Origin of the sequence: Priestia sp. J2, from assembly GCF_020790095.1 — a bacterium.
In the GTDB taxonomy this organism is placed as follows: Bacteria; Bacillota; Bacilli; order Bacillales; family Bacillaceae_H; genus Priestia; species Priestia zanthoxyli.
Genome location: NZ_CP086208.1, coordinates 2,650,325 through 2,672,901, shown reverse-complemented (window position 1 = coordinate 2,672,901; position 22,577 = coordinate 2,650,325). Strand labels below are relative to the sequence as shown.

General features: G+C 39.0%; 21 protein-coding genes and 1 pseudogene. 21 read left to right on the top strand and 1 reads right to left on the bottom strand.

Annotated features, from left to right (window positions below; translation table 11 throughout):
• The first annotated feature begins 8 nt into the window (after positions 1-8).
• The 9 genes from LJY09_RS13485 to LJY09_RS13445 all read left to right on the top strand — a co-directional run bounded on the left by LJY09_RS13485 (position 9) and on the right by LJY09_RS13445 (position 11,126).
• Positions 9-3,647: a multifunctional 2',3'-cyclic-nucleotide 2'-phosphodiesterase/3'-nucleotidase/5'-nucleotidase gene (locus LJY09_RS13485; protein ID WP_155010095.1), complete on the top strand. Its 3,639-nt coding sequence runs from the start codon at positions 9-11 to the stop codon at positions 3,645-3,647.
• Positions 3,648-3,932: 285 nt separating this feature from the next.
• Positions 3,933-4,529 carry a TerD family protein gene (locus tag LJY09_RS13480; RefSeq protein WP_028408239.1) on the top strand — a complete coding sequence of 199 codons (597 nt, stop codon included), beginning with the start codon at positions 3,933-3,935 and terminating at the stop codon, positions 4,527-4,529.
• A 23-nt stretch (positions 4,530-4,552) separates the two neighbouring features.
• Positions 4,553-5,131 carry a TerD family protein gene (locus LJY09_RS13475; RefSeq protein ID WP_025751616.1) on the top strand — a complete coding sequence of 193 codons (579 nt, stop codon included), beginning with the start codon at positions 4,553-4,555 and terminating at the stop codon, positions 5,129-5,131.
• A 35-nt stretch (positions 5,132-5,166) separates the two neighbouring features.
• Positions 5,167-5,745 carry a TerD family protein gene (locus tag LJY09_RS13470; protein WP_028408240.1) on the top strand — a complete coding sequence of 193 codons (579 nt, stop codon included), beginning with the start codon at positions 5,167-5,169 and terminating at the stop codon, positions 5,743-5,745.
• A 94-nt stretch (positions 5,746-5,839) separates the two neighbouring features.
• Positions 5,840-7,456: a YceG family protein gene (locus LJY09_RS13465; RefSeq protein WP_098113083.1), complete on the top strand. Its 1,617-nt coding sequence runs from the start codon at positions 5,840-5,842 to the stop codon at positions 7,454-7,456.
• Positions 7,457-7,474: 18 nt separating this feature from the next.
• Positions 7,475-8,566, top strand: a complete 1,092-nt coding sequence (locus tag LJY09_RS13460; protein ID WP_154973015.1) for a toxic anion resistance protein — start codon at positions 7,475-7,477, stop codon at positions 8,564-8,566.
• 271 nt (positions 8,567-8,837) lie between these two features.
• On the top strand, positions 8,838-9,608 hold the full coding sequence (locus LJY09_RS13455) for a DeoR/GlpR family DNA-binding transcription regulator (protein WP_154973014.1): 771 nt from the start codon (positions 8,838-8,840) through the stop codon (positions 9,606-9,608).
• Positions 9,605-10,639, top strand: a complete 1,035-nt coding sequence (locus LJY09_RS13450) for an oxidoreductase (RefSeq protein ID WP_034269027.1) — start codon at positions 9,605-9,607, stop codon at positions 10,637-10,639. Before LJY09_RS13455 ends, LJY09_RS13450 begins: the two co-directional genes overlap by 4 nt.
• A gap of 13 nt (positions 10,640-10,652) precedes the next feature.
• Positions 10,653-11,126, top strand: a complete 474-nt coding sequence (locus tag LJY09_RS13445; protein WP_154973012.1) for a heme-degrading domain-containing protein — start codon at positions 10,653-10,655, stop codon at positions 11,124-11,126.
• 129 nt (positions 11,127-11,255) lie between these two features.
• On the opposite strand, the gene LJY09_RS13440 is transcribed toward LJY09_RS13445, so the two are convergent.
• Complete coding sequence (locus LJY09_RS13440) at positions 11,256-11,414, bottom strand: hypothetical protein (RefSeq protein WP_165635279.1); 159 nt, start codon at positions 11,412-11,414, stop codon at positions 11,256-11,258.
• Positions 11,415-11,583: 169 nt separating this feature from the next.
• Here LJY09_RS13440 and LJY09_RS13435 point away from each other — a divergent pair, with 169 nt between their 5' ends.
• The 12 genes and pseudogenes from LJY09_RS13435 to LJY09_RS13380 all read left to right on the top strand — a co-directional run bounded on the left by LJY09_RS13435 (position 11,584) and on the right by LJY09_RS13380 (position 22,447).
• Complete coding sequence (locus LJY09_RS13435; RefSeq protein WP_047750804.1) at positions 11,584-12,345, top strand: exodeoxyribonuclease III; 762 nt, start codon at positions 11,584-11,586, stop codon at positions 12,343-12,345.
• A 117-nt stretch (positions 12,346-12,462) separates the two neighbouring features.
• Positions 12,463-12,900: a MarR family winged helix-turn-helix transcriptional regulator gene (locus LJY09_RS13430; RefSeq protein ID WP_014459764.1), complete on the top strand. Its 438-nt coding sequence runs from the start codon at positions 12,463-12,465 to the stop codon at positions 12,898-12,900.
• A 193-nt stretch (positions 12,901-13,093) separates the two neighbouring features.
• A complete protein-coding gene (locus LJY09_RS13425) occupies positions 13,094-14,749 on the top strand; it encodes an MFS transporter (protein WP_028413057.1) in 1,656 nt (551 codons plus the stop codon).
• A gap of 29 nt (positions 14,750-14,778) precedes the next feature.
• The gene (locus LJY09_RS13420) at positions 14,779-15,411 is read left to right on the top strand and encodes an HlyD family secretion protein (RefSeq protein WP_025751627.1); all 633 of its coding nucleotides are present in this window, start codon (positions 14,779-14,781) and stop codon (positions 15,409-15,411) included.
• Positions 15,412-15,565: 154 nt separating this feature from the next.
• Positions 15,566-16,960 (top strand): MATE family efflux transporter, encoded by a 1,395-nt coding sequence (locus tag LJY09_RS13415; protein ID WP_014459767.1) that lies wholly within the window; start codon positions 15,566-15,568, stop codon positions 16,958-16,960.
• A gap of 336 nt (positions 16,961-17,296) precedes the next feature.
• A complete protein-coding gene (locus LJY09_RS13410; protein WP_013057382.1) occupies positions 17,297-17,728 on the top strand; it encodes a YwqH-like family protein in 432 nt (143 codons plus the stop codon).
• Complete coding sequence (locus LJY09_RS13405; RefSeq protein WP_013083474.1) at positions 17,725-17,982, top strand: YwqI/YxiC family protein; 258 nt, start codon at positions 17,725-17,727, stop codon at positions 17,980-17,982. The genes LJY09_RS13410 and LJY09_RS13405 overlap by 4 nt, the downstream gene beginning before the upstream one ends.
• Positions 17,983-18,000: 18 nt before the next feature.
• Positions 18,001-20,205 (top strand): ribonuclease YeeF family protein, encoded by a 2,205-nt coding sequence (locus LJY09_RS13400; RefSeq protein WP_228307230.1) that lies wholly within the window; start codon positions 18,001-18,003, stop codon positions 20,203-20,205.
• 11 nt (positions 20,206-20,216) lie between these two features.
• Positions 20,217-20,732, top strand: coding sequence for an Imm6 family immunity protein (locus tag LJY09_RS13395; RefSeq protein WP_098999559.1), 516 nt, complete (start codon positions 20,217-20,219; stop codon positions 20,730-20,732).
• 240 nt (positions 20,733-20,972) lie between these two features.
• Positions 20,973-21,283 (top strand): annotated as a pseudogene (locus LJY09_RS13390) (DUF600 domain-containing protein); the annotation flags it as partial.
• A gap of 509 nt (positions 21,284-21,792) precedes the next feature.
• On the top strand, positions 21,793-21,966 hold the full coding sequence (locus tag LJY09_RS13385) for an immunity protein YezG family protein (RefSeq protein ID WP_116516022.1): 174 nt from the start codon (positions 21,793-21,795) through the stop codon (positions 21,964-21,966).
• Positions 21,959-22,447, top strand: coding sequence for an SMI1/KNR4 family protein (locus tag LJY09_RS13380; protein WP_034269045.1), 489 nt, complete (start codon positions 21,959-21,961; stop codon positions 22,445-22,447). The genes LJY09_RS13385 and LJY09_RS13380 overlap by 8 nt, the downstream gene beginning before the upstream one ends.
• Positions 22,448-22,577: the final 130 nt, after the last annotated feature.

Genomic DNA, 22,577 nt, shown 5'->3' with positions numbered 1-22,577 from the left:
AATGGTAGATGAAAAAGAATAAACGCAGCAAAACGAAGAAAATACTAACTACATCACTGGCACTTTCTTTATTATCAATGCCGCTTCTAACTACACAGGCAGGAGCAGAAGAACGTCACCCTGGACAAAGCTCACAGCAAAGCAAGCATCAAGGCCACAATAAAAAAGATGCGCTTGTGAATATACGCCTGATGGAAACAACTGATGTTCATACGAATCTATTAAACTATGATTATTTCAAAGACGCCCCTTATGAAAAAGTAGGTTTAGCTAAAACCGCTACCTTAATCAAAAATGCTCGAAAAGAAGTAAAAAACAGCTTATTAGTAGATAACGGAGACCTCATTCAAGGAACGCCTCTAGGCACGTATAAAGCCAAGATTAACCCGCTGAAAAAAGGTGAAGTTCATCCTGTATTTAAAGCCATGAATCAGCTGGATTACGATATTGCAACACTTGGAAATCATGAGTTCAACTACGGATTAGACTTTCTAAAAGAAGCGTACAACGATGCGAACTTCCCTTACATAAATGCCAATGTCTATGTTGACGATCATGACAGCAACCCGAAAAATGACAAAAATAAATTTACGCCGTATAAAATTATGAATAAAAAAGTCGTTGATGAAAACGGTAAAAAACGAACGATTAAAGTCGGTTTCATTGGCTTTGTGCCTCCTCAAATTAACGATTGGGACAAAGCAAACCTTGATGGAAAAGTCATTACAAAAGGCATTGTGGAAACAGCCAATAAGTACATTCCAGAAATGAAGAAAAAAGGCGCGGACGTAGTTGTCGCGATGGCTCACTCCGGGTTTAGCAGCAACAAGCAAAACACGGAAGATGTCATTTACTCATTAAGTGAAGTAAAAGGCATTGATGCTATTACGTTTTCGCATACGCATAAAGTCTTCCCTGCTAAAACGGAAGCTTCGCTAGACGGTTTGTTCCTTGGAGCAGATAAAAAGCCTCTTCCTGGCGTTGATAATGCAAAAGGAACAATCAACGGCGTTCCCGCTGTCCAAGCAGGTTACGGCGGAGGGTCACTTGGTTTAATTGACTTAACGTTAAAAGAAGAAAAAGGAAAATGGAAAGTAGTAAGCTCTCAATCGTCTACGCGTGAAACGTATAAAGATGTAAAAGACGCGTCAGGGAAAACGGTTACGCAAAGTACGGTAGAACCGGATAAAGGTGTTGTTAAAGCGGTTCAAAAAGATCACGATGCAACGGTTAAATATGTGAACACACCAATTGGTAAAACGACGGATGATATTCACAGCTATTTTTCTCTTGTAAAAGATGATCCATCTATTCAAGTGGTAACAAATGCACAAAAAGATTACGTAGAAAAGTACGTTTCTCAAAACAAGCCGGAATATAAAGACCTTCCGATTTTATCAGTGGGAGCGCCTTTTAAAGCAGGAAGAAACGGCGTTGATGAATATACGGAAATTAAAAAAGGTGACTTAACGATCCGAAGCGCTGGCGACCTGTATCTATATGACAACACGTTAAAAGCGGTTAAAGTAAAAGGTTCTGTTGTAAAAGACTGGATTGATATGTCTGCCGGTAAATTTAATCAAATTACACCGAACAAAACAGAAGAGCAGGAATTATTAAACCCAAGCTTCCCTGTTTATAATTTTGACGTCATTGATGGCGTTCAATACCAAATCGACGTAACAAAACCAGCAAAATACGATGTGAATGGAAACGTGATTCACGCAGATTCAAGCCGAGTTGTTAACTTAACGTATAACGGTAAACCAGTTGACCCGAATCAAAAGTTTATCGTTGTGACAAATAACTACCGAGCTGGCGGAGGCGGAAACTTCCCTGGTCTAAAAGGAAGCGAGCTTGTGGTGGATTCAGCGGATGAAAACCGTCAAATTCTAATGGACTACATCACCGAACAAAAAGAAATTACGCCGACAGCTGATGATAACTGGTCCATTGCACCAATTAACGGAACGGCTAACGTGACGTTCACAAGCTCACCGCGCGGAGAAAGCTATTTAACTGAAGGAAGTAACATTACGTATACAAATAAAACGGACGACAAAGGATTCGGCATTTACAAAATTAATTTAAACGGCGAATCAAAAGATAATACAAAGATTCAGCTGTTAGGCATGAACGACCTTCACGGTCAGCTCGATACAGATACAAAAATCAATTCAAATGGCCAATCGCTGTTAGCTGGAAATATGAAATATACAGCAGCAGCTATTCGTAAACAAGAAGCTGAAAATCCGAATACGCTTTTAGTTCATGCAGGAGACATGATTGGCGGAAGTCCGCTAGTTTCAGCGCTGTTTCAAGACGAGCCAACGGTTGAAGTGATGGAATCGCTTGGATTTGATGTAGGGACGCTTGGAAACCATGAGTTTGATGAAGGTATTGCTGAGCTTCACCGTATGATTGAAGGCGGAGACCATCCAAAAGGAACAAAAGGATACGACGGCATGAATTTCCCAGTAGTAGCGGCAAATGCTTATGATACGTCAACGAATAAATTAATTACAGAACCTTATGCAATAAAAGAAGTAGGCGGTAAAAAAATCGGCTTCATCGGCGTTGTAACACAAGAAACGCCAAGCATGATTGTTCGTAAAGGAAATGAAAACTTAAAAATTACGGACGAAGCAGAAGCAATTGATAAATACACGGCAGAGTTGAAAAAGCAAGGTATTAAAGCCATTGTGGTACTTGCTCATAATCCATCTAATCAAAATGGAACGTCTACCGAGTTTGATGCAGCAGATATCGCTAAAAAAGTTGACGATGAAGTTGACGTGATCTTTTCAGCTCACAATCACGTATACAACAACAAAGTAGTAGATAACAAACTAATCGTTCAAGCTTATTCATACGGCTCAGCGTTTTCTGACGTAGACGTTGAAATTGATAACACGGGTGACATCGTGAAAAAAGATGCAAAAATTGTGACCGTATACCAAAAAGACTATACGCCAGATCCTGAAGTTTCAAGCATTATGAAAAAGTACGAAGATTTAGCAGCGCCTATTAAAGCACAAGTGGTTGGGAATTCATCTACAGATTTGGCAAAAGGCTATCCTTCTAGCGGAGCAACAGGGGATATCGCGCTTGGAAACTTAATTGCTGACGGTATGAAAGCAGAAATGAACGCTGACTTTGCTTTAATGAATGGCGGAGGCGTTCGTTCACAGCTTGATGCTGGTGATGTGACATACGGTGATTTGTTTGCGATTCAGCCGTTTGGCAACGTCTTAAATAAAGTAAAGCTAAGCGGAGCGGATTTAGAAACGGTGTTAAATAATCAAATTACATCATCTGGACTAGATTTCCATATTGCAGGATTTAACTATACGTGGAATGGAAGCACAAATAAAGTAGTCGATATTACGCTACCAGATGGAAGTAAAATCGACAAAGAAAAAGAATATACGGTAGTAGTGAATAACTACATGTACGGAAATGAAAAATATGGTATTGGTGCACTTTCGTCAGATATGGAAGTGGGACCAGAAGATTTACAAGCAACGGTAAACTATATTAAAACACTTCAGAGCCCGTTTGAATACAAAGCTGAAGGCCGTATTCAAAACGTGGCAGCTGCTAAAACAGCTGAACAGCAAGAACCGACTTTAAAAATAGCTCAATAAGCCAAAAAAGGCTGTCTCATAACTCGGATTTCCGGTTTAGAGACAGCCTTTTTTTAATAGTTTAACTTAAATTTTAAACTCTCAGTCAATGAATTTACGTTATAAAACATAGCTTAATTTTTGAAACAATCACCAAATTGTGGTATTCTCTCCATAAGAAGACTTACGTAAACGTTAAAAATAGTATCAAAGATTTCACTATTTTTTCATTTATCTACGCTATTATGTAAAGTTATATAGAACCTGTAAAAGAATGTGTTCGCTATAGTAAAGGAGTAAATAAACGTGGCTATTAATCTACAAAAAGGGCAGAAAATTGATTTAACAAAGGGCAGAGAAGGGTTATCTTCTATTACGGTTGGATTAGGATGGGATCCTGTAAAAAAACGCAGCTTTTTTGGTTTTGGAGGAAGCGGCCCAGAGATTGACTGCGATGCATCTGTTCTTATGCTCAATTCGAACGATAAACTTGTAAGTAACTCAGCCGTTGTGTATTTTGGAAATCGTCATAGTAACTGTGGAAGCGTCAAGCATTCAGGCGATAATCTTACCGGAGCAGGTGAAGGGGACGATGAACAAATTTTTGTTAATTTAAAAAATGTTCCTGGAAACGTACATAAACTTGTGTTTGTAGTCAACATCTATCAGTGTGTTGAGCGAAACCAAGATTTCGGTATGATTAAAAATGCTTTTATCCGTGTTGTGGACAGTGCTAAAAACGAAGAGCTTGTACACTTTAATCTATCTGAAGATCATTCAGGAGCAACAGCTTTATTTGCAGGTGAAATTTATCGAGACGGAAAAGAGTGGAAGTTTTCAGCAACTGGAGATGCAACGAGAGATACTGGATTGGCTGAAATTGCAAACAAATATACAAAATAAACAACTAGAAAAGAGGGAATAAAATGGCTATTAATCTTTCAAAAGGACAAAAAGTAGATTTAACAAAAACAAATCCAGGATTAACAAACGTAGTAGTAGGTCTTGGGTGGGATGTAAATAAGTATGACGGTGGAAACGATTTTGATTTAGATTCATCTGTCTTTTTATTAAACGGAGCGGGAAAATGCGCTTCAGAATCTGATTTTATTTTTTACAATAATACGACGGGTGCAAACGGAGCGGTCGAGCATACCGGAGATAACCGTACAGGCGTAGGTGAAGGAGACGATGAGCAGGTTCAAGTAGATTTGAAAAATGTGCCTCAATCTATTGAACGTATTGCGTTTACCATTACGATCCATGAAGGGGAAGCACGCGGTCAAAACTTTGGCCAAGTAAGCAACGCCTACGTTCGTATTTTAAATGCAACAAATGACGAAGAGTTAATTCGTTATGATTTAGGTGAAGACTTCTCGATTGAAACAGCGGTCGTGGTAGGCGAGCTGTATCGACATGGTGGAGAATGGAAGTTCAATGCCATTGGCAGCGGCTATCAAGGCGGCTTGGCGGCACTTGTAAACGACTTTGGTTTAAACGCCTAATCATTAAAGTAAGAAAATGTACGGAGGATGTTTTTATGTCAATTTCTTTATCAAAAGGTCAGCGCATTGACCTAACCAAAACGAACCCAGGCTTAACAAAAGTAATAGTAGGTCTTGGGTGGGATACAAATAAATATGCTGGATCTCAAGATTTCGATTTAGATGCATGTGCATTTTTAGCCAATAAATCAAGCCAAGTTGTAAATGACGAGGAGTTTGTTTTTTACAACAATTTAAAAAGTCCAAACGGAGCTGTGGAGCATACCGGTGACAATCGTACAGGTGCAGGAGATGGAGACGATGAGCAAATAGCTGTTGATTTTTCTCTTCTTCCTGACCATGTTGAAAAAATCGGAATTAGCGTCACGATTCACGACGCAGATGCTCGCGGACAAAACTTTGGACAAGTATCCAACGCGTTTGTTCGTCTCATTGACGCCCAAACAAATGAAGAAGTGCTTCGTTATGATTTAGGCGAAGATTTTTCAATCGAAACAGCTGTTGTGGTGTGTGAGCTATACAAGCACGGAAACGACTGGAAATTTAATGCCATTGGCAGCGGTTTTTCTGGCGGATTGGCCGATCTTTGCCGCAACTACGGACTATCCGTATAAAAAAGGCATGCGATAAATGAAAAAGAAAGGGTGCTTTAACGAGTACCCTTTCTTTTTAGCATGTATATGTCTGAAAAGAAAGGAGCTGTAAGGTGTGAGTAAATTAATTGATCCTCATATGATTAATCTTAACGAGGAGGATGGAACTTCTCTTTTTTCTAAAGATGTTTCTCTGCGAGGTGACTTTATACAAAATGAGCAGCAAACTACCTATAAACAAGTGGCAGGCAGATATTTAGGCACTCATCTTGATGCGGACGAGTACGCAGATTTTCTTTATGAACTTGCGCATTCATCACCATCGATCCTTGTCCTGCACGATAAGCTTGATAAGTCCATTTCTAATGATAGATTAAAAGAAGTACAAACGATCCTTAAAATTAATCAAGAAGAACGCGGCCTTTCTGTCAATCGGCTATTTGCTTTTTTAGAAGGGAAAAAGCTGATCGTGAAGTCAGAAAATCCCGCTATACATAGAAGAGTACGTGAAAAATTTATTGAAACGTTAACGTGTTTTAAAGAACAGCACGCAGAGGGCTTTATGGACGGGCATTTTCAACGCGTATTAATCGATTTAATAAAGTGGCAGTGGAATCATGTAAAACCTTGGATGGTAGATAAAGCATTTCCTGAGCACGCGCCTCGCATCATGTGGTATGGGGATGCAAATAAAAGCGAGCAGTATTTTCTCCATTATTTAATTTTACTAGGTTTTGACGTCCTTACCTTTCATCCAGAAGGAAAGGATCATTTAAAAGAAGTAGATAAGAATCAGCACTTAACAACGGTTTATACGTTTCCTTCTACTAGCTCTCTTGTACCTTTTCCAACGGATAAACCGGTTCGAAAAGGTACGGTAGCATTTCGAGCTTCTCAAGAAATTGAGCAAGTGCTTCATTCAGAGGAGTCCATGCTGTATAAACCTTGGCAATTTCGTTCGTATTTTCCAACTTCAGTCACTCTCAAAACGACGTATGATGAAATCTTTTTATTAATGAGAGAACGGGCGTTTATTCGTCCTAATTTTCAAGTGTCCAAGCCATATGTACACGTGCCGGTCTTGTTTTCAAAAGTACTTGGTATCTCTAAAAACCGAAAAGAGTACTGGAGTAAAGTGCATGAGCTCATGCAAACGGAAAATGAGTTAGCTCTGACGATTGATTCTGTTCCTTTTGCTAAAAAAATAGAAGGAAATAATCACTTTCACTATCAAGGAGCTCTCGGAAGTGATGGCACACTCAGTCCTGATAGAATGATTGAAAGCAACTGGTGGCGCTATAAAGAGCTGCCTATCGGGCTTCAGAAAGGGCTCGCTGCAGCTATTTCTAGGTATTGTGCACATTCAAAGCTCCTTCGCTTGGATCATGAAGATGCGTATCAGCATCAAATGTATTTGTTTAATCAGTCTTTGAAGCTTCCAAACAACGTGCTTCGCATGCTTCAAAAGTTTGATTATACGCAGCATGTACCCCGTCTCATTATTTATCATGGAAATGAACGAGAAGCGTTTACGCGTGAAGATGCAGCTTTACTGCTTCTATTAAATGAATTCGGCGTTGATATTGTTCTCTTTAATCCAACCGGTCAACTGGATATAGAAGCGTTCGTCGAAGAAAAGTATTTCGATATGCACTGGCTAGAAGATATTAGCTTTAATGAAGAATTCAAAGAACCATCGCTCATTCAAAAATGGTTAAAACGAATCTTTTAAAGAAAGAAGGGTTTTTAAATGGCAACAAATGAATTACAGCCTTTAAATGTAAACGAAGCCGAAGAAGTTTTAGAAACAAAGCCTACCGAAGTAAAAGCAAAACTGCGAGAAGAGCCAGAAGTACGTCGCTTGGCAGAACAAATTGATTATAAAAATCAGCTGGCTCTGCTTGAATACGGGAAAGAAACAGCTAATGAAATTTCCTCGTTTTCCGGAAAAGTGCTTAGTACAATTAAATCGTCTAGCATGGAAGAGTCCAGTCAATTATTAAAGCAGCTTGGAAAGATTATGGATAAATTTGATGCAAAGGATTTTGTTGAAGATAAAGGGTTTTTCTCTAATCTTTTTAAACGCGGTCAAAAAATAGTGGACAAGCTGTTTCAAAAATATGAAACAATGGGCTCTGAAATTGATAAAGTATATGTAGAGATTACAAAATATGAAACGGAAATGAAGCATTCGACCACAACGCTTGAACAGCTTTACGAGCAAAACTATCAGTATTATATGGAGCTTGAAAAATACATTGTAGCGGGCGAAGTGAAAGTAGAAGAGTTGAAACAAGAGCTAAAGGTGCTTGAAGAAAGAGCGTCGAGTGGAAATCAGCTGGCGGCAATGGAGCTTCAAACTTTAAAAAACGCAGTTGAGCTAATGGAGCAGCGATTATATGACTTAGAAATGGCAAAACAAGTATCTTATCAATCTGCTCCTCAAATCCGTATGCTGCAGCGAGGAAATACAAAGCTGATCGGCAAAATCAATTCGGCGTTTATTACAACGATTCCTATTTTTAAAAATGGACTTATTAATGCCATTGCAGCAAAGCGTCAAAATTTAGTAGCGGAGTCTATGAACGAATTAGACAAACGCACAAATGAACTGCTCATTCGAAATGCAGAAAATATTTCACAGCAAAGTGTTAAAATCGCCAAAATGTCCGGTGCCCCTAGCGTAAAAGTAGAAACGATGGAACAAACGTGGAATATTATTATGAAAGGAGTGCAGGAAACAAAAGCAATTGAAGAAGAAAATAAACGCCTTCGTGAAGAAGGACTTGTTCGCTTGGAGCAATTTCAAGAAAATTTTAAAGCACTTGAACAGAAGATGTAACGAAAAAGCGGGAATCGTAAAGATTCTCGCTTTTTTTTGCATATGCGCTTGCTAGAAGTCTGAACAATAAGCGATTAGTAAAAAGCGTGAAAGGGTATCAGATATAAGTATTATCCAAAATAAGATAATTATTTCCACAAAATGTTTTGTTTACTTTTATTAATTAAGTTAAAAACGTAAAAAACTTAATTATTTTAAGTTTTTTAGTGGTTTTTAACTTTTCTTTGCGCTACAATTAGCTCATATCAAAGTAAAAAAGGAGGGTATTCGGGTGTATCAAGAGCAGCGCATGAGTGCGATTATTGAATACCTTCACACACACCGCACGATTACATTAGACGAAATTTGCGATATGTTCACCGTTTCAAAAGATACGGCGAGACGCGATTTAGTCAAGCTTGAAGAACACGGTGAGGTTATGAGAGTCAAAGGCGGAGCGACGCTATCGTCAAGTCATATCATCGATTACAGTGAGCGAACGCCTACCAAAGCGAAAGAACAAATTGCTAAAGAAGCAGCTGCGTTAATGTCGGAGGGGTATGACGTGCTTTTAGATACGTCTTCTACCATCGCACTGATGGCAAAGTATATGGATGTAAAGCTTGTAAACGTTATTACAAATTCCATTGATAATGTGGATTTGCTCGATCAATATACCCCGTGTGATACGTTTTTGCTGCCGGGCAAGTTTAACGGGAAAAACCGTAACGTCACCGGGCCAAGAACGATTTCTACGTTGCAGGAATACAAAGTAGATCAGCTGTTTTTAGGTACGTGCGGCGTTGGTGCAGATGCTATTACGTCTCCAAGTGAAGAAGAAGCGTTTTTAAAAAGACAGATGATTCAATGTGCAAGACAAGTGATTATGCTTGCGGATCATACGAAGTTTGAACGTGAATTTTTACATCGAGTATGTGATATGAGCGACATTGATATCTTAATTACAAATAAAGACCCAGAAGCGGATGTAAAAGAAAAAATAGAACAAAATCAAGTGCGGCTTATCGTCACAGATTTTGATAAAGGAGAGGAAAAACGATGAAAAAAATAAAAGTAGGATTAGTAGGATACGGATTTTCAGCAACGGTCTTTCACACGCCGCTTTTAAGCGTGTTAGACGAATTTCATATTTCAAAGGTAATGAGTTCAAATCCTGAAAAAGTAAAGAGCGACTTAGAAGATGTTGAAGTAGTGAGCACTCTGTCTGAACTTCTAGAAGATGACAGCATTGATTTAGTGATTATTACAACGCCTAGCGGCATGCACTATGAAATGGTGAAAGACGCACTACGCGCAGGTAAGCACGTAATTGTTGAAAAGCCGATGGTGGTATCAGAAAAAGAAGCAAATGAATTAATTCAATTAGCAAAAGAACAAGGTGTTCAACTAAGCGTCTATCATAACCGTAGATGGGACAATGATTATTTGACAGTGAAACAGCTGATTGAAGAAGGGAAATTAGGCGACGTAAAAATGTATGAAGCTCATTTTGATCGCTATCGTCCAGCTGTTCGAGACCGCTGGAGAGAAAATGAAGGACCTGGGTCAGGAGCGCTTTACGATTTAGGATCTCATTTAATTGACCAAGCTTTACATCTTTTTGGAATGCCTGACTTTGTTCAAGCTGATGTGTTTGGGCAGCGAGATCATGCACGCACGGATGATTACTTCCACTTAGTGCTTGGATACGGTTCTCTTCGTGTTATTTTACATTCAAGCGCCATTGTGCCAAGCAACGGGCCTCGCTTTCAAGTTCACGGAACAAAAGCAAGCTATATCAAATACGGAATTGACGGCCAAGAAGATATGCTAAGAGCCGGCAAGAAGCCTGTGGATGATACGTGGGGAGCGGATCGTCCTGAACACTACGGTAAGCTGACAACAGGGGAAGGAGAAACAACAGAAATTGAAACGCTGCACGGTTCTTACGTAATATATTATCAAAAAATCGCCGACAGCCTGCTTAGAGGAGAAAAACTTCCGGTTTCAGCAGAAGAAGCTCGTGACGTGGTTAAAGTCATTGAAGCGGCATTTGAAAGCAGCAAAGAAAAACGAGCGGTTTATTTTAACTAAGGAGCGAGAAACAGTGAGTAATCATTCGACAGAGACGCTGCTTGAAAAAGTAGTTCAACAGGAAAAAGAACTAATCTTTCATCAATTTACAAATGACCAGGCGTTACAGATCGGCACGGCCATTATTAATGAAGCGAAAAGCAAAGGTAAGGCAGTAACCGTAAGTATTAAACGAAATGGTCAAACTCTCTTTCAACATGCGATGGAAGGGGCTATTCCCGATCATGAAGAATGGATAAAACGAAAATCAAACACCGTTCTTCGTCACCATCACAGCTCGTATTATATGAAGCTGTACTGCGAGTTAAAAGATCGTTCTTACGCGCAGTTTTACGCAGCGAATCCTCAGGAATTCGAAGCAGTAGGAGGGTCATTTCCAATTTCGGTTAAAAACGTCGGCGTAATTGGAACCATTACCGTATCAGGTATGTCGCAAGAAGAAGATCATGCACTTGTGGCAGATACGATTCGCAGCTTTATTTCGTAAAGAAAGAACTTAGGGTAGGAATAGTTTAAGGAAGATCCGAACGATAAATCGTTCGGATCTTTTTATTGGTTTGGTAAACGAAGGTTTCGCCTACTTAACTATGTCTCAACCTCTATTTTTGCGGAGCCATTATCTGCTGAAGTGCTTAATGGCAGAATCATTTAAAGAAAAATCTTCTTTGGTAAGCGCCGTTTGATTCTGTGTTTCGCATTCTTTAGTAGGATGCTCTTCTTTTTTAGAAACAGTAGAAACTTGTTCGTTATTTTCATACGTGTAGTTTGTTGACAATATGTTTCACCTCTTGTATCTAGTGTTTGAGGTACAGAAAATAAAATAAGAAGAAATATCAGGAATACCTTAAAGAGAAGGGTACTCTTTAAATTATTTGAACTCGTGCAAAAAATTGTCTACACTAAACACTGATACATAAATCAAGTGAGGAGAACGTGGACAGTTTATGAAGTTGATTTCCTGGAACGTAAATGGCATTCGCGCGTGTGTGCGAAAAGGTTTTTTAGATTATTTTCAAGAAGTGGATGCAGATGTATTTTGTATTCAAGAGACGAAGCTGCAGGAAGGCCAAATTGATTTGCAGCTAGAAGGGTATTATCAGTATTGGAATTACGCCGTGAAAAAAGGCTATTCTGGAACGGCTGTTTTTACAAAGCAGAAGCCTTTATCGGTTTCATACGGTGTGGATAAAGAATCGGAAGACGAAGGACGTATCATTACGCTTGAATTTGAACAATGCTATGTAGTAAATGTGTATACGCCAAATTCTAAAAGAGATTTAGCAAGGCTTGAAGAAAGGCTTCAATGGGAAGACGATTTGCTCGTGTACTTAAACAAATTGAATAGCCGTAAAGCGGTGATTTTGTGCGGAGACTTAAACGTAGCACACGCAGAAATTGACTTGCGTAATCCGAAGCCAAACCGAGGGAATTCTGGTTTTACCATAGAAGAGCGAGGAAAAATGACGACGCTTCTTGCTAGCGGATTTCTTGATACATTTCGCTATTTGTATCCGAATCAAGAAGGAGCATACACGTGGTGGTCGTATATGAACAAAGTGAGAGAACGAAATATCGGATGGCGCATTGATTATTTTATCGTCTCGGAGAGAATCAAAGATGTTATTCAAGAAGCTGCTATTCATCCGCATGTAATGGGAAGCGACCACTGTCCTGTGATGTTGGAATTAAATGTACCTCATCTATGATATCTTTCTATATAATAGAAGAAAAACGGAAAAAAGGTTGGTTCACGCGAACGGTTGCGGTATAGTAAACATATTAAAAAGTACAGAATGTTTCATGAGATAAAGGGGGAGACAGAGGTGAAGCGAGACTCGCTGCAAACCATTGAACACGAAATTGCGCTGCTTGTTCGTCTAACAACGACGCACAGTCCTAAGCTTGGAAGCTTGGACCGTTCTGAGTATTTACTGTTAAGCGAGCTAGATCAGCGCAGTCCGCTCGGGATTAATGCATTAGCTGAAAATTTAAAGCTGAGCTTATCTACAGCTAGCCGGCAAGTATCTGCGCTTGAGACTAAGCAGTTTGTTCGTCGCTTTCCGAGTCCAGAAAATGGGCGGATTAGTTTAATTGAAATGACGGATGCAGGGAAAGATATTTTGCAGCATGTACAAAGCAAGCGTAAACAAGCCTATGCTGAAGTGTTAGAAAATTGGTCGGAAGAAGAGGTTTTGGCACTGGAAAAAAGTTTATCACGCTTGAATCTTGATTTTAAAAGATGGCGCAGTAATGGATGTTAAAGCGAATACATATAGATGAACAAAAAGGCTATTGAAAAATAGTCTTTTTAAGTTGAAACAAAGAAGTTGATTTCTTCTTTAAAAGATGTATAATATGTAGTGCTGCTATAACTTGCATGATACAACTTGTACAATAAAATATGTAAGGAATTGTTAGTCATATGAAAAGAATTTAATAAAAGGAGGAATAAATATGAGTCAGAATAATCCAGCAGTAGCCTCCGACAAACAAGGTTTAAGCGTACCTAAATACTTAATTATGGCGATTTTAACGCTATTTTCAATTGGCCCTCAGTATTTTTTGAATTTATCTTACACGGTCAATCAAGTATTGATTCAAAATCGATTTGATGCGAGTACACAAAGCTTACTATTGCCATCTATTATTTCTAACTTGGCATTTGGACTTGGGGTACCAATTGGTCCGATGCTTGCGAAAAAATATGGCGTACGTAAAGCATACTTAACGTTCGTTTTAGTCTTTTTAGCAGGTTCGATTATCAACGTTTTTTCTGAAAATGTGGCGTTTTTATCCCTTGGTCGTCTGATTCAAGGCTTAAGCTCAGGAATGCTGTTTTTAACCATTATTCCAGCTGCGCTGATTTCGTTTCCGAATAAAATCCGAAACTTCTTTTTAGTATTAGCGATCGGCGGACTGTTCGGTTCAACGGCGATTGGAGCCTTTTTAGGCGCTGTATCTCTTAGCATGGATAATTGGCGCTGGGTGTTTGTTTTAGGAATACTTGCTTCTCTTGTCTCTCTGTTTATCGGATATAAGGTATTACCTGCTCATGATCCAACTCAGCAAGAAGACCGTCCAGTGGATAAGAAAAGTATCTTTATTCTTAGCCTTATTATGATTTTATTAGTTTATCCACTGTATGAACTAAGATACGAAGGATTTGCTTCTATCCAAGTGTGGCCGTTCTTACTAGCTGCAGCAGGGTTAGTTGTCATTTTTGTCTTAGTTGATTTAGCGGCTGAAAATCCGTTAGTACCATTAAAATCGCTGCTAGCCGTAAAACCAGTTGCGGGTACAATTATGGCCATTGGCGGTCATATGGCATACATCTTAGCAATTGCAGGTATTAATGGCGTCATGCAAAATGTGCAAAATGCATCGTACACCACGCTTTCCTATTTTTATTTATACTTTTTTGTTGGGGTACTCATTTCAGCATTTGCGACGACATTCTTGTATGACAAGTTTGGTCCAGGTTATCTTGGAGCGATTGGATCACTTCTCATTGTCATTGTAGGATTTAGCTGGGTAAACGTATCAGCCGATACATCACTAGTGAGCTTGTATGTTCACATTATGCTCTTTGGTATGGGTGTTAGTATGGCACTTGTATCCGGTGCATTAGGAGCGGCACTAGCCGGAGATTTACATCAAGCTTCGATGCGTTCCATTTCACTGCACTCCATTCGAAATTTATTAGGAGCGATTGTAGCACCTGTGATTGGGTGGTTTGTTGTTCGACAAAACGCGATTTATTATGAAGATTTCCGAGGTCAAATTAGCTCAGTAGATCCTCAGGTGAAGATGCAGCTATCTGAAATGATCAAACGCTATATGGGTATGGGAATGAGTCAAGCAGACGCAAAAACATCGGCCGTGACGGCTGTTGTAGCAGGCGCTAAAAAAGCGTCGATTTTACATGCGTATCACAACTTATTTTTCATGCTTGGTATTTTAGGCGTAATTATGCTCATTGCTTCACTAAGTAAAGCGTGGAGCGGTGAAAATAGAATTCTTGTTCAAAAAGAAGAGGTTCAAGAAGAAGCTGAGCCGCAAGAAGAAAGAAAAATGCTGCCGGCACCTCAAACAGAAGAAACCTCTGTATAATATACTAACTATAGAAAGAAGGAATTCCGATGAGTAAAAGTCGTTTATTGGTTACTAACATTGTTGGAATCATTGTGATTTTATTACTAGTAGGCTTTGGTGGATATTATTTCTACGAAAAAGCAAATTACGTTAAAACAGATGAAGCACAGGTAGAAGCACCGCTTTCACAAGTCATCGCTTCAGCTAACGGTCAGTTAAGCGAATGGAATGTAAAAGAAGGAGATAGCGTTTCACAAGGTGATTCTGTTGGAAGCTTAAAAGAAGGCGAAAAATCAACAGACGTAACGTCTATGATTGACGGAACAATTATTAAAAACAACGCATCTCAAAATCAATTAGTAAAAGCTGGCGATGTGTTAGCACAAACAGCTGATTTATCTAAAATCTACATCAATGCAAACATTAAAGAAACAGACCTAGGTGACTTAGAAGAAGGAGACAGCGTTGACATTACAGTGGACGGAGATTCAGGTAAAGTCTTTAAAGGCCATGTTGAAGCAATCGGTCGCGCAACAAACTCAGTGTCTTCTATGCTTCCTGCTCAAAATACAGGAAACTACACAAAAGTAACGCAAAAAGTACCGGTGAAAATTTCAATTGATGACGCATCAGATAAAGTTCTTCCAGGTATGAACGCAGAAGTGAAAATTTCAATTTAATAACGGAAAAAAAGCTGCTTCCTCTAAGGAAGCGGCTTTTTTTATGCCTAAACAAATAAAATAAAAAATGTGCTAAAAAGGGGATGTATACAAAGGAAATGTGTGGTAAGATACTTCTTGTTTGAAATTGGATATCGGTAAAGAAGGTGATGGGATGACTGCGGTCGAAACAAAAAAAGGGCCAAAAGAAAAGCTGAATTTGTTTTTCTTAACGTGGCCGATCTTTTTAGAAGTGTTTCTTTTTATGTTAATGGGGATTGCTGATACCTTTATGCTAAGTGCGCTGTCGGATGATGCCGTATCAGGAGTCGGAGCAGCCAATCAATACCTTCACATTGCGATTTTGGTGTTAGAGGTCATTGGTAACGGAGCGGCAATTGTTGTCTCTCAGTATTTAGGATCAAAACGGTATATGGAAGCGTCAAAGATTTCTGCTTTGGCCGTTACGTTAAATTTAGGAGTCGGGCTAGTCATTAGCGCGGGTTTTCTTTTGTTTTCAAGACATATGATGGAAGCGATGAACTTACAAGGTGACGTGCTGATGTATGCACAAAGCTATTTATCCATCGTTGGAGGAGCTATTTTTCTTCAAGCGATTATTAACTCTCTTGCAGCAATTATTCGCGTACATGGCTTTACGAAGCAGGCAATGTTTGTTTCACTTGGAATGAACATTTTTCATATTGCAGGAAACTATGCTTTAATCTTCGGGAAGTTCGGCTTTCCGGAAATGGGCGTGCAAGGAGCAGCGATTTCATCTGCGTTCAGCCGATTTGTTGCCCTTATTGTGTTCTTTTGGCTGCTGTATCAAGTGATGGAATATAGAGTGAAATTTCAATACTACATTACTCTTTCAAAAGAATATATCGGTAAAATTTTAAAAATCGGTATTCCCTCGGCTTTTGAACAAGTGATGTATCAAGGCTGTCAAATTGTCTTTTTATACTATGCAACCTACCTAGGAGCAGAATCACTTGCTGCGAGACAGTACGCAATGAATATTTCAATGTTCATTTACTTATTTGCCATTGCAATTGGAATGGGTACAGCGATTATTGTCGGCCGTTTAGTAGGCGGAAACGAAAAAGATGAAGCGTACCATCGCGTATGGAAAAGCGTCAAATGGGCCAGTGCCGTAACGATGATGATGGTTGTTCTTGTGATGACATTCAGAACACAGCTGATCAGCGTGTTTACAGACAATCCGCATATCATTGAGCTTGGGGCGACGGTGCTGCTTCTGAGCATTGTGCTTGAAACGGGAAGAACGATGAACATTGTGCTGATTAACTCGCTGCGGGCAGCGGGAGATGCCAAATATCCGGTGTTAATTGGTGCGATGTCGATGGTCATGATGAGCTTGCCGCTCGGTTATTTCTTCGTTTTCCATTTAGACATGGGGCTCGCTGGCATTTGGCTTGCCATCGCAGCCGATGAATGGACGCGCGCAGTTATTATGTTTTTTCGCTGGAAAAGCCGAGCATGGGAAAACTACGGACTTATACAGCACGAACAAACAGCTGAAGAACCAACGCCGGTTCAAGTATAAAACAAAACCTCTGCAGAATGTGCAGAGGTTTTTTGCTGTGTAAAAAAACGAAGTAAAGTTGGTCTTTTTACGCAAAAAGCTTTAATTTGTGGGAAAAAACGGGTATGGGTACAAAGAAATGGTTTTATTCTACTTATTCTTTGTTTTAGATAACGGTATATGGTTGGATGACGTATTTAGACATGAGTCTTTTTTCTCTGATTTTCCATTTTTATCTCAATTCATGAAACTAGAAGCATAAAAAAGAGAGTTTTTTCCTATTTAGCTATAATGAGACAAATTTTATACTTATAATTATTGGATTAAACTCGAAATGTGCGGAACAGGAGGAACGATATGGGGTTAGGAAGCGTATTAGACGGACTGCTGGGTGAAGTATCTGGAAGAGTCTCAGATGTAGAAGGGAAAATTTCTAAGCTAAGAACGGCTAAAAGTAAAATTGAGCATGAACAAGCTGTTTCATTAAAAGAAATTGAACACATCAAAAAGCCTGAGCTGGGAGACAAATGGACGGGTACGTTATCGGATGATTTTGACGAAAAACGTACGGCAGCCTACGACAACATAAAAGGCATTTTAGACGGTGATTACGATGGATACATTCGTGAAATTGAAACAAAGATATGGGCGCTAGAAGCTGAAAAAGGAGCTTTGAGTGGCTTGAACGCCGTTATTGGAGAAGCGGATTCTTTATTAGCTAAAGGTGAAGAAGCCTATGACGCAGTAGAAAACAAGATTAGTGAAATTAGAAGGGGGCTGTTTTCATGACAATTAAGCTTGATCACGCTGACGTTATCAAAAAGCTTGAAGCAGTCAGCACAGCGATTGGAAATTTATCCATTAGCAAAATGCCTGACCTTGGAAAAAACAGCCTTGATACTACAGAGAAATGGGAAGCGCGCGAAGAAGAAATTCAAACGCTTATTTCTACTTATATAAAAGCACTAAACAAAAACGTAAAAGATACAAAATCTAATGTAGACTTACTAAAAGAACAAGACGAATCTATTATCCATTCGTAGCAGCAAAGGGGGATGACTGTGGGAAAGGTATACGATGCAAAAGCGCTGTTTGATGTAGCAAAAGACAGGGAAAAAGCCTACGATGAGTTACTAAGCCAGCTGGGTGAACTGAAAAAAGCGCTGCAGGGCGTAGCGGACTTAGATGGCAGCTTAGAAGGAAAAGGCGCTGACAATATAAAATCTTTTTATAAGCAGCACGCCGATACGGCCGGACAGTGGGAAAACTTAATTAAAATGCAGCAAAGCTATTTTTCAACGCTTCACGTTAAAGCTGAAAAAGCAAAGCTATCAGGAAGCACGATTGTAACTGAATCATTTTTAGAAACAGAGCTAAAAAACGCCAATAGCAATGCTAAAGAAATGGTTGCGCAGCAGCACGACGATCTGCAGAGTATTTTAAACGGCATCGATGATATCGTCTCTATTTCAGCGTTTTCAACGAGTGAGTTTAACGATAAAATAGAAGAAGCAGAGAAAAAACGCACCGATACAATTGAAGCAGTGAACCAGCTTGACGCTGAATGGTCAAAAGAATACAGCGAAATGGATGACTTCTATGCGGTAGTGGATACGCTAGTAAGCGGCTTAGAGCTTGCTACGAGTCAAGGAGGAAGTGTCTATCAGCTTGCCTTTGACGAAAAAGCCTATCACGACAGCGAGCTGTATAAAGTGCAAACAAAGCTAAACGACTATGCCACTTCATATGTTGACTACAACAAGCAGCAAGAAGAAGTATACGAGCTGGAAAAAAAGCAAGAAGAAGAAGCAAACAAGCCGTGGTATGAAAAAACGTGGGACGCGGTTTCTACCTTTACAGGAGAGGTCAGCGGATATTATGATTATAAACGAGCAGCAGAAGGCGTGGACCCTGTTACGGGTGAAAAACTTTCCACCTCACAGCGCGTCGCAGCGGGAGCCATGGCAGCAGCCGGCTTCATTCCGGTTGTCGGCTGGGTAGGAAGAGCCGCAAAAGGCGGAAAAGCCATCTACAAAACAGCTAAAGGCCTAAGCGCAGCGGATCACGCCTTAGACGCCTACAAATCTGCCAAATCCTTCAAAGTCCTGGAGCAAACGGAAAAAGGCCTCTACGGTCTTGTGGCCGCAAACGGGCTAGGAGAATACATGACCGGACGCGACATGTTTGGGAATAAAATCAGTGAAGAGCAGCGTAAAGCAAGCCTTCTGCAAGCATTAGGAATTGCTGGAGCTGGAGCGCTTTCTACGAAGGTAGCGGGGAAAATGGGACAAAGCCTTGCGACCAAAGGAACCGAAAAGCTCAACAACATGCGCAACACGCTTCGCACAAGCGCCGTTGCCAACGTCACAAAGCAAGCCTACCAAAGCGTCAAAAACGCACCGGCCTCTTGGACACAGTCGCTACATAAAACGTATAACAACATCCTAGACAGCAGTATGCCAAGACTCATGCCAGAACTTGTGCCGGCAGGTCCAGCACTTGCCCAGCAGACGGTGAGGGAGACCTTGCAGAATGTGAAGCAGCAGACGATGCAGATGATTGGTAAGGTGACCTACGATCCTATTCATAATCGCTATCGCAGAGCTGATGGAAGGTTTATGTCCAAGCGTGATGTGGAGAAGCTGGGTGATTCGGTTAAGGTAGAGACGGTCAAAAAGGTTGATGAGCCTGTAAAAGTAGAGCATGTGAGTGAACGTTCAATTCAAAAGGATACTGAGGGTACTGGTAATGGTAATATCCACTTTGGTAAGACAGATTTGGACGCTTTAAGAAAAAAGTGGAATGTTCCAGAAACTGATACAATAGCGGTAGGTAAAACTGATGTAAAGGAACTTGAAGGGTTGATTTTTGAAGGAGGGTCACCGAAAGTTAGGAAAGAAGCTGGCCTTCCAGACCTTGATGTATCAAATCCAAACAGACCAATAAAATCTTCGGGGAAAATACCATCTGCTACAAGACATGCTGAAGAGGGAGTAGCGAATCAATTTGTTGAGGCAGTCGAGAAAGCAGGTATACAACCTCAGGATGTAGTTGGGATTTTTAAGCTACATCAATCTAACCCCTCTGGGGTATGTCCAACTTGTCTTAGTGGGTTAGGAAATCCTAAAAAAGATCCAGGTATAATAAAACAATTAAGTTTAAAATATCCTAACTTAATTGTTGAGGTAACCTCACAGGCGGTAGAAGGTACTAAAGTCACTGGAAGGTTAAATTTTAGAGTGAAAAATGGTGTATATATTGATTAGGAGTGGGTTAAATGAATCGATTTAATAATTTGAGTGAGGATGCCAAAGTAGTTTATCTATTGTCGCTATCGGACTTGATTATTGACAAGATTTCTAAATCTGAAGGATTTGAAGTAGCTGTTGAGTCATTAGAAAAAGCTTGGGAATGGTTAAAATTTAAGAATATTGACGCATCTAACCTTTATTTATATTTAGAAAACATGGATGAAACAGATATCATGACTTATATGCAACTCGATAATGATGAAGATAATGAAAAAGTATGGATATGTATAGGAAATGCTTTGGCATATACAATTTGGGAGGCGTATCAATATGAACAAGGTAAATATCTCCCACAGACTATTGAAAGTGTTGATTACGAGACTGTCGAAAGTTTCATAACAAACTTTGAGAAGGTTTATGAGAATAATAGCTTGTCAGATGGATTATTACACTTTCTGGAAGAAAATTATCCGAAAGATACTGATAAAAAGGTGGATTTAACTTCAGTAAAGATTTTTATTAATGAATCTATTGAGAAATAAATAACTAAACAACCCCAAAAAATTCATAATTATTTAGTAATCTAAGCACACTTGTTATACTTTTAAAGACTGATTTTACCTTAAATGATAAGAGAGAATCAGCCTTTTAGGTAACAAGTGTTTTTGTTTTTTTGAGATAGTCATACTTTGTGTACTTAAATGATGATTTATTGAAGTTCATAACCCATTAAGGTAGTACCATCAAGGAGTATCGATTTAACTTCATAATGGTGGTACTCCTATAATGGTAAATACTCTTAGAACCCCATAAATTGAATGATGCTTGGGAAGAGGGGGATGAGAGCTACGATACATCCGCACCACGAATTTTTATGGTATTAGATATTTTAAATGAGGATATTGGGAAAATTAAAGTATTGTATCAAGAGCATCAAAGAGATATGCTTACTAAGATGAAATTAATCTATGATGTAAGGATCAGCAATTTTAAAGCTGAATACAAGTATGACTTATATACGCATGATGATATTAAAACAACAAGTCATATTGCTGTTGAATGGTTTGAAAACGTGAAAGATAATAAGTTTTAATTTCGTATTGATATGTGAGCTTAGTAGAATTCAGCTTGGTTTGAATCAATAGATCATCATATTTGATATTCTTTTGAAGTTTTTTGGTATATAACGACTATAAAAGTGCAAGTATCTCTGTGAAAATACGGATGGTGCTTGCATTTTTTATATGAGTATGAAATTGTGAAACAAATTAATTCAATCTATGGAAACCGAAAAAGGAATCTACGATATTTTTACCATAAATGGCTTGAAAGAATACATAACCAGACGCGACATGTTGAGGAACAACATTAGTGCAGGTAAAATAGATAACAATCGTTCTAATGGAATTTGGTTTATTATGGAGAAAGATAAAGGTTGGGCAAATGCTTTGGAGGAAGCTTTTCTAAAAAAGTATCGGTAAAAATATTTTCCTGTTAAAAATGGCATTCAATACGCCCTATTAAATTTAGAATATAGTATCAAATTGAAGGTGAAGAATTAGAGAGAGTAACAATTAAAAATCAGGCGGGAGGATAAATTTTATGCAAATGGAAATTCAGGTACAGGAATTATATCAAGAGATAGCAGAAACAGTTAACAATATGATTCCAGGAAAATGGGGGAAATTTCATAAGATGCAACTTGTGGTATCTAAAACGCATAAAGTAAATCATTTAGGTGGAAATAAATTATGGGAGATGCTATCAGATGAGTAATATAAATTGGAGATCATGGGATGAACCAGTCACTAAGAATGAAGTGGAGAATGTTGGAGAAAAATTAGGGGTGAAATTTCCCTTAGATTATATAGAGGTTGCTATGGATTATAATGGTGCCCATGTTAGTCCTGAATTATTTCAAGTTGAAGGAAAAGAAAAGGTATTTGGAACATTATTAACATATGACGTTGAAGATGATGAGCATATTCTAGAAGTCTTTAATGATTATCAGGATACACTTCCGAAAAAGTTAATCCCTTTTGCTTTCGATCCGTCTGGAAACTTAATATGCTTTGATTATAAAAATCATGAAGATAATCCGATTGTGGTTTTTTGGGAACATGAAAATGCTTGGGAAAAAGAAATGTTAATCGAGGAAGAGGGTTTAACGGAAGAGCAGGCGGAAGAGCGTGCAAGAGAGAATGTATTTTACGTTGCAGCAACATTTACTGAATTTCTTGATAAGTTACATGACTAAGGGTTAAGAGTAAACACTTAGCTCATGGAGGTTGTATGGCTGTGGAATTGTGTAACAATATTTTGTGGGAAAAACAGATACACTTACTAGGCCGGATGGAATTTTAAATTTCGAAATTATTCGTTACATG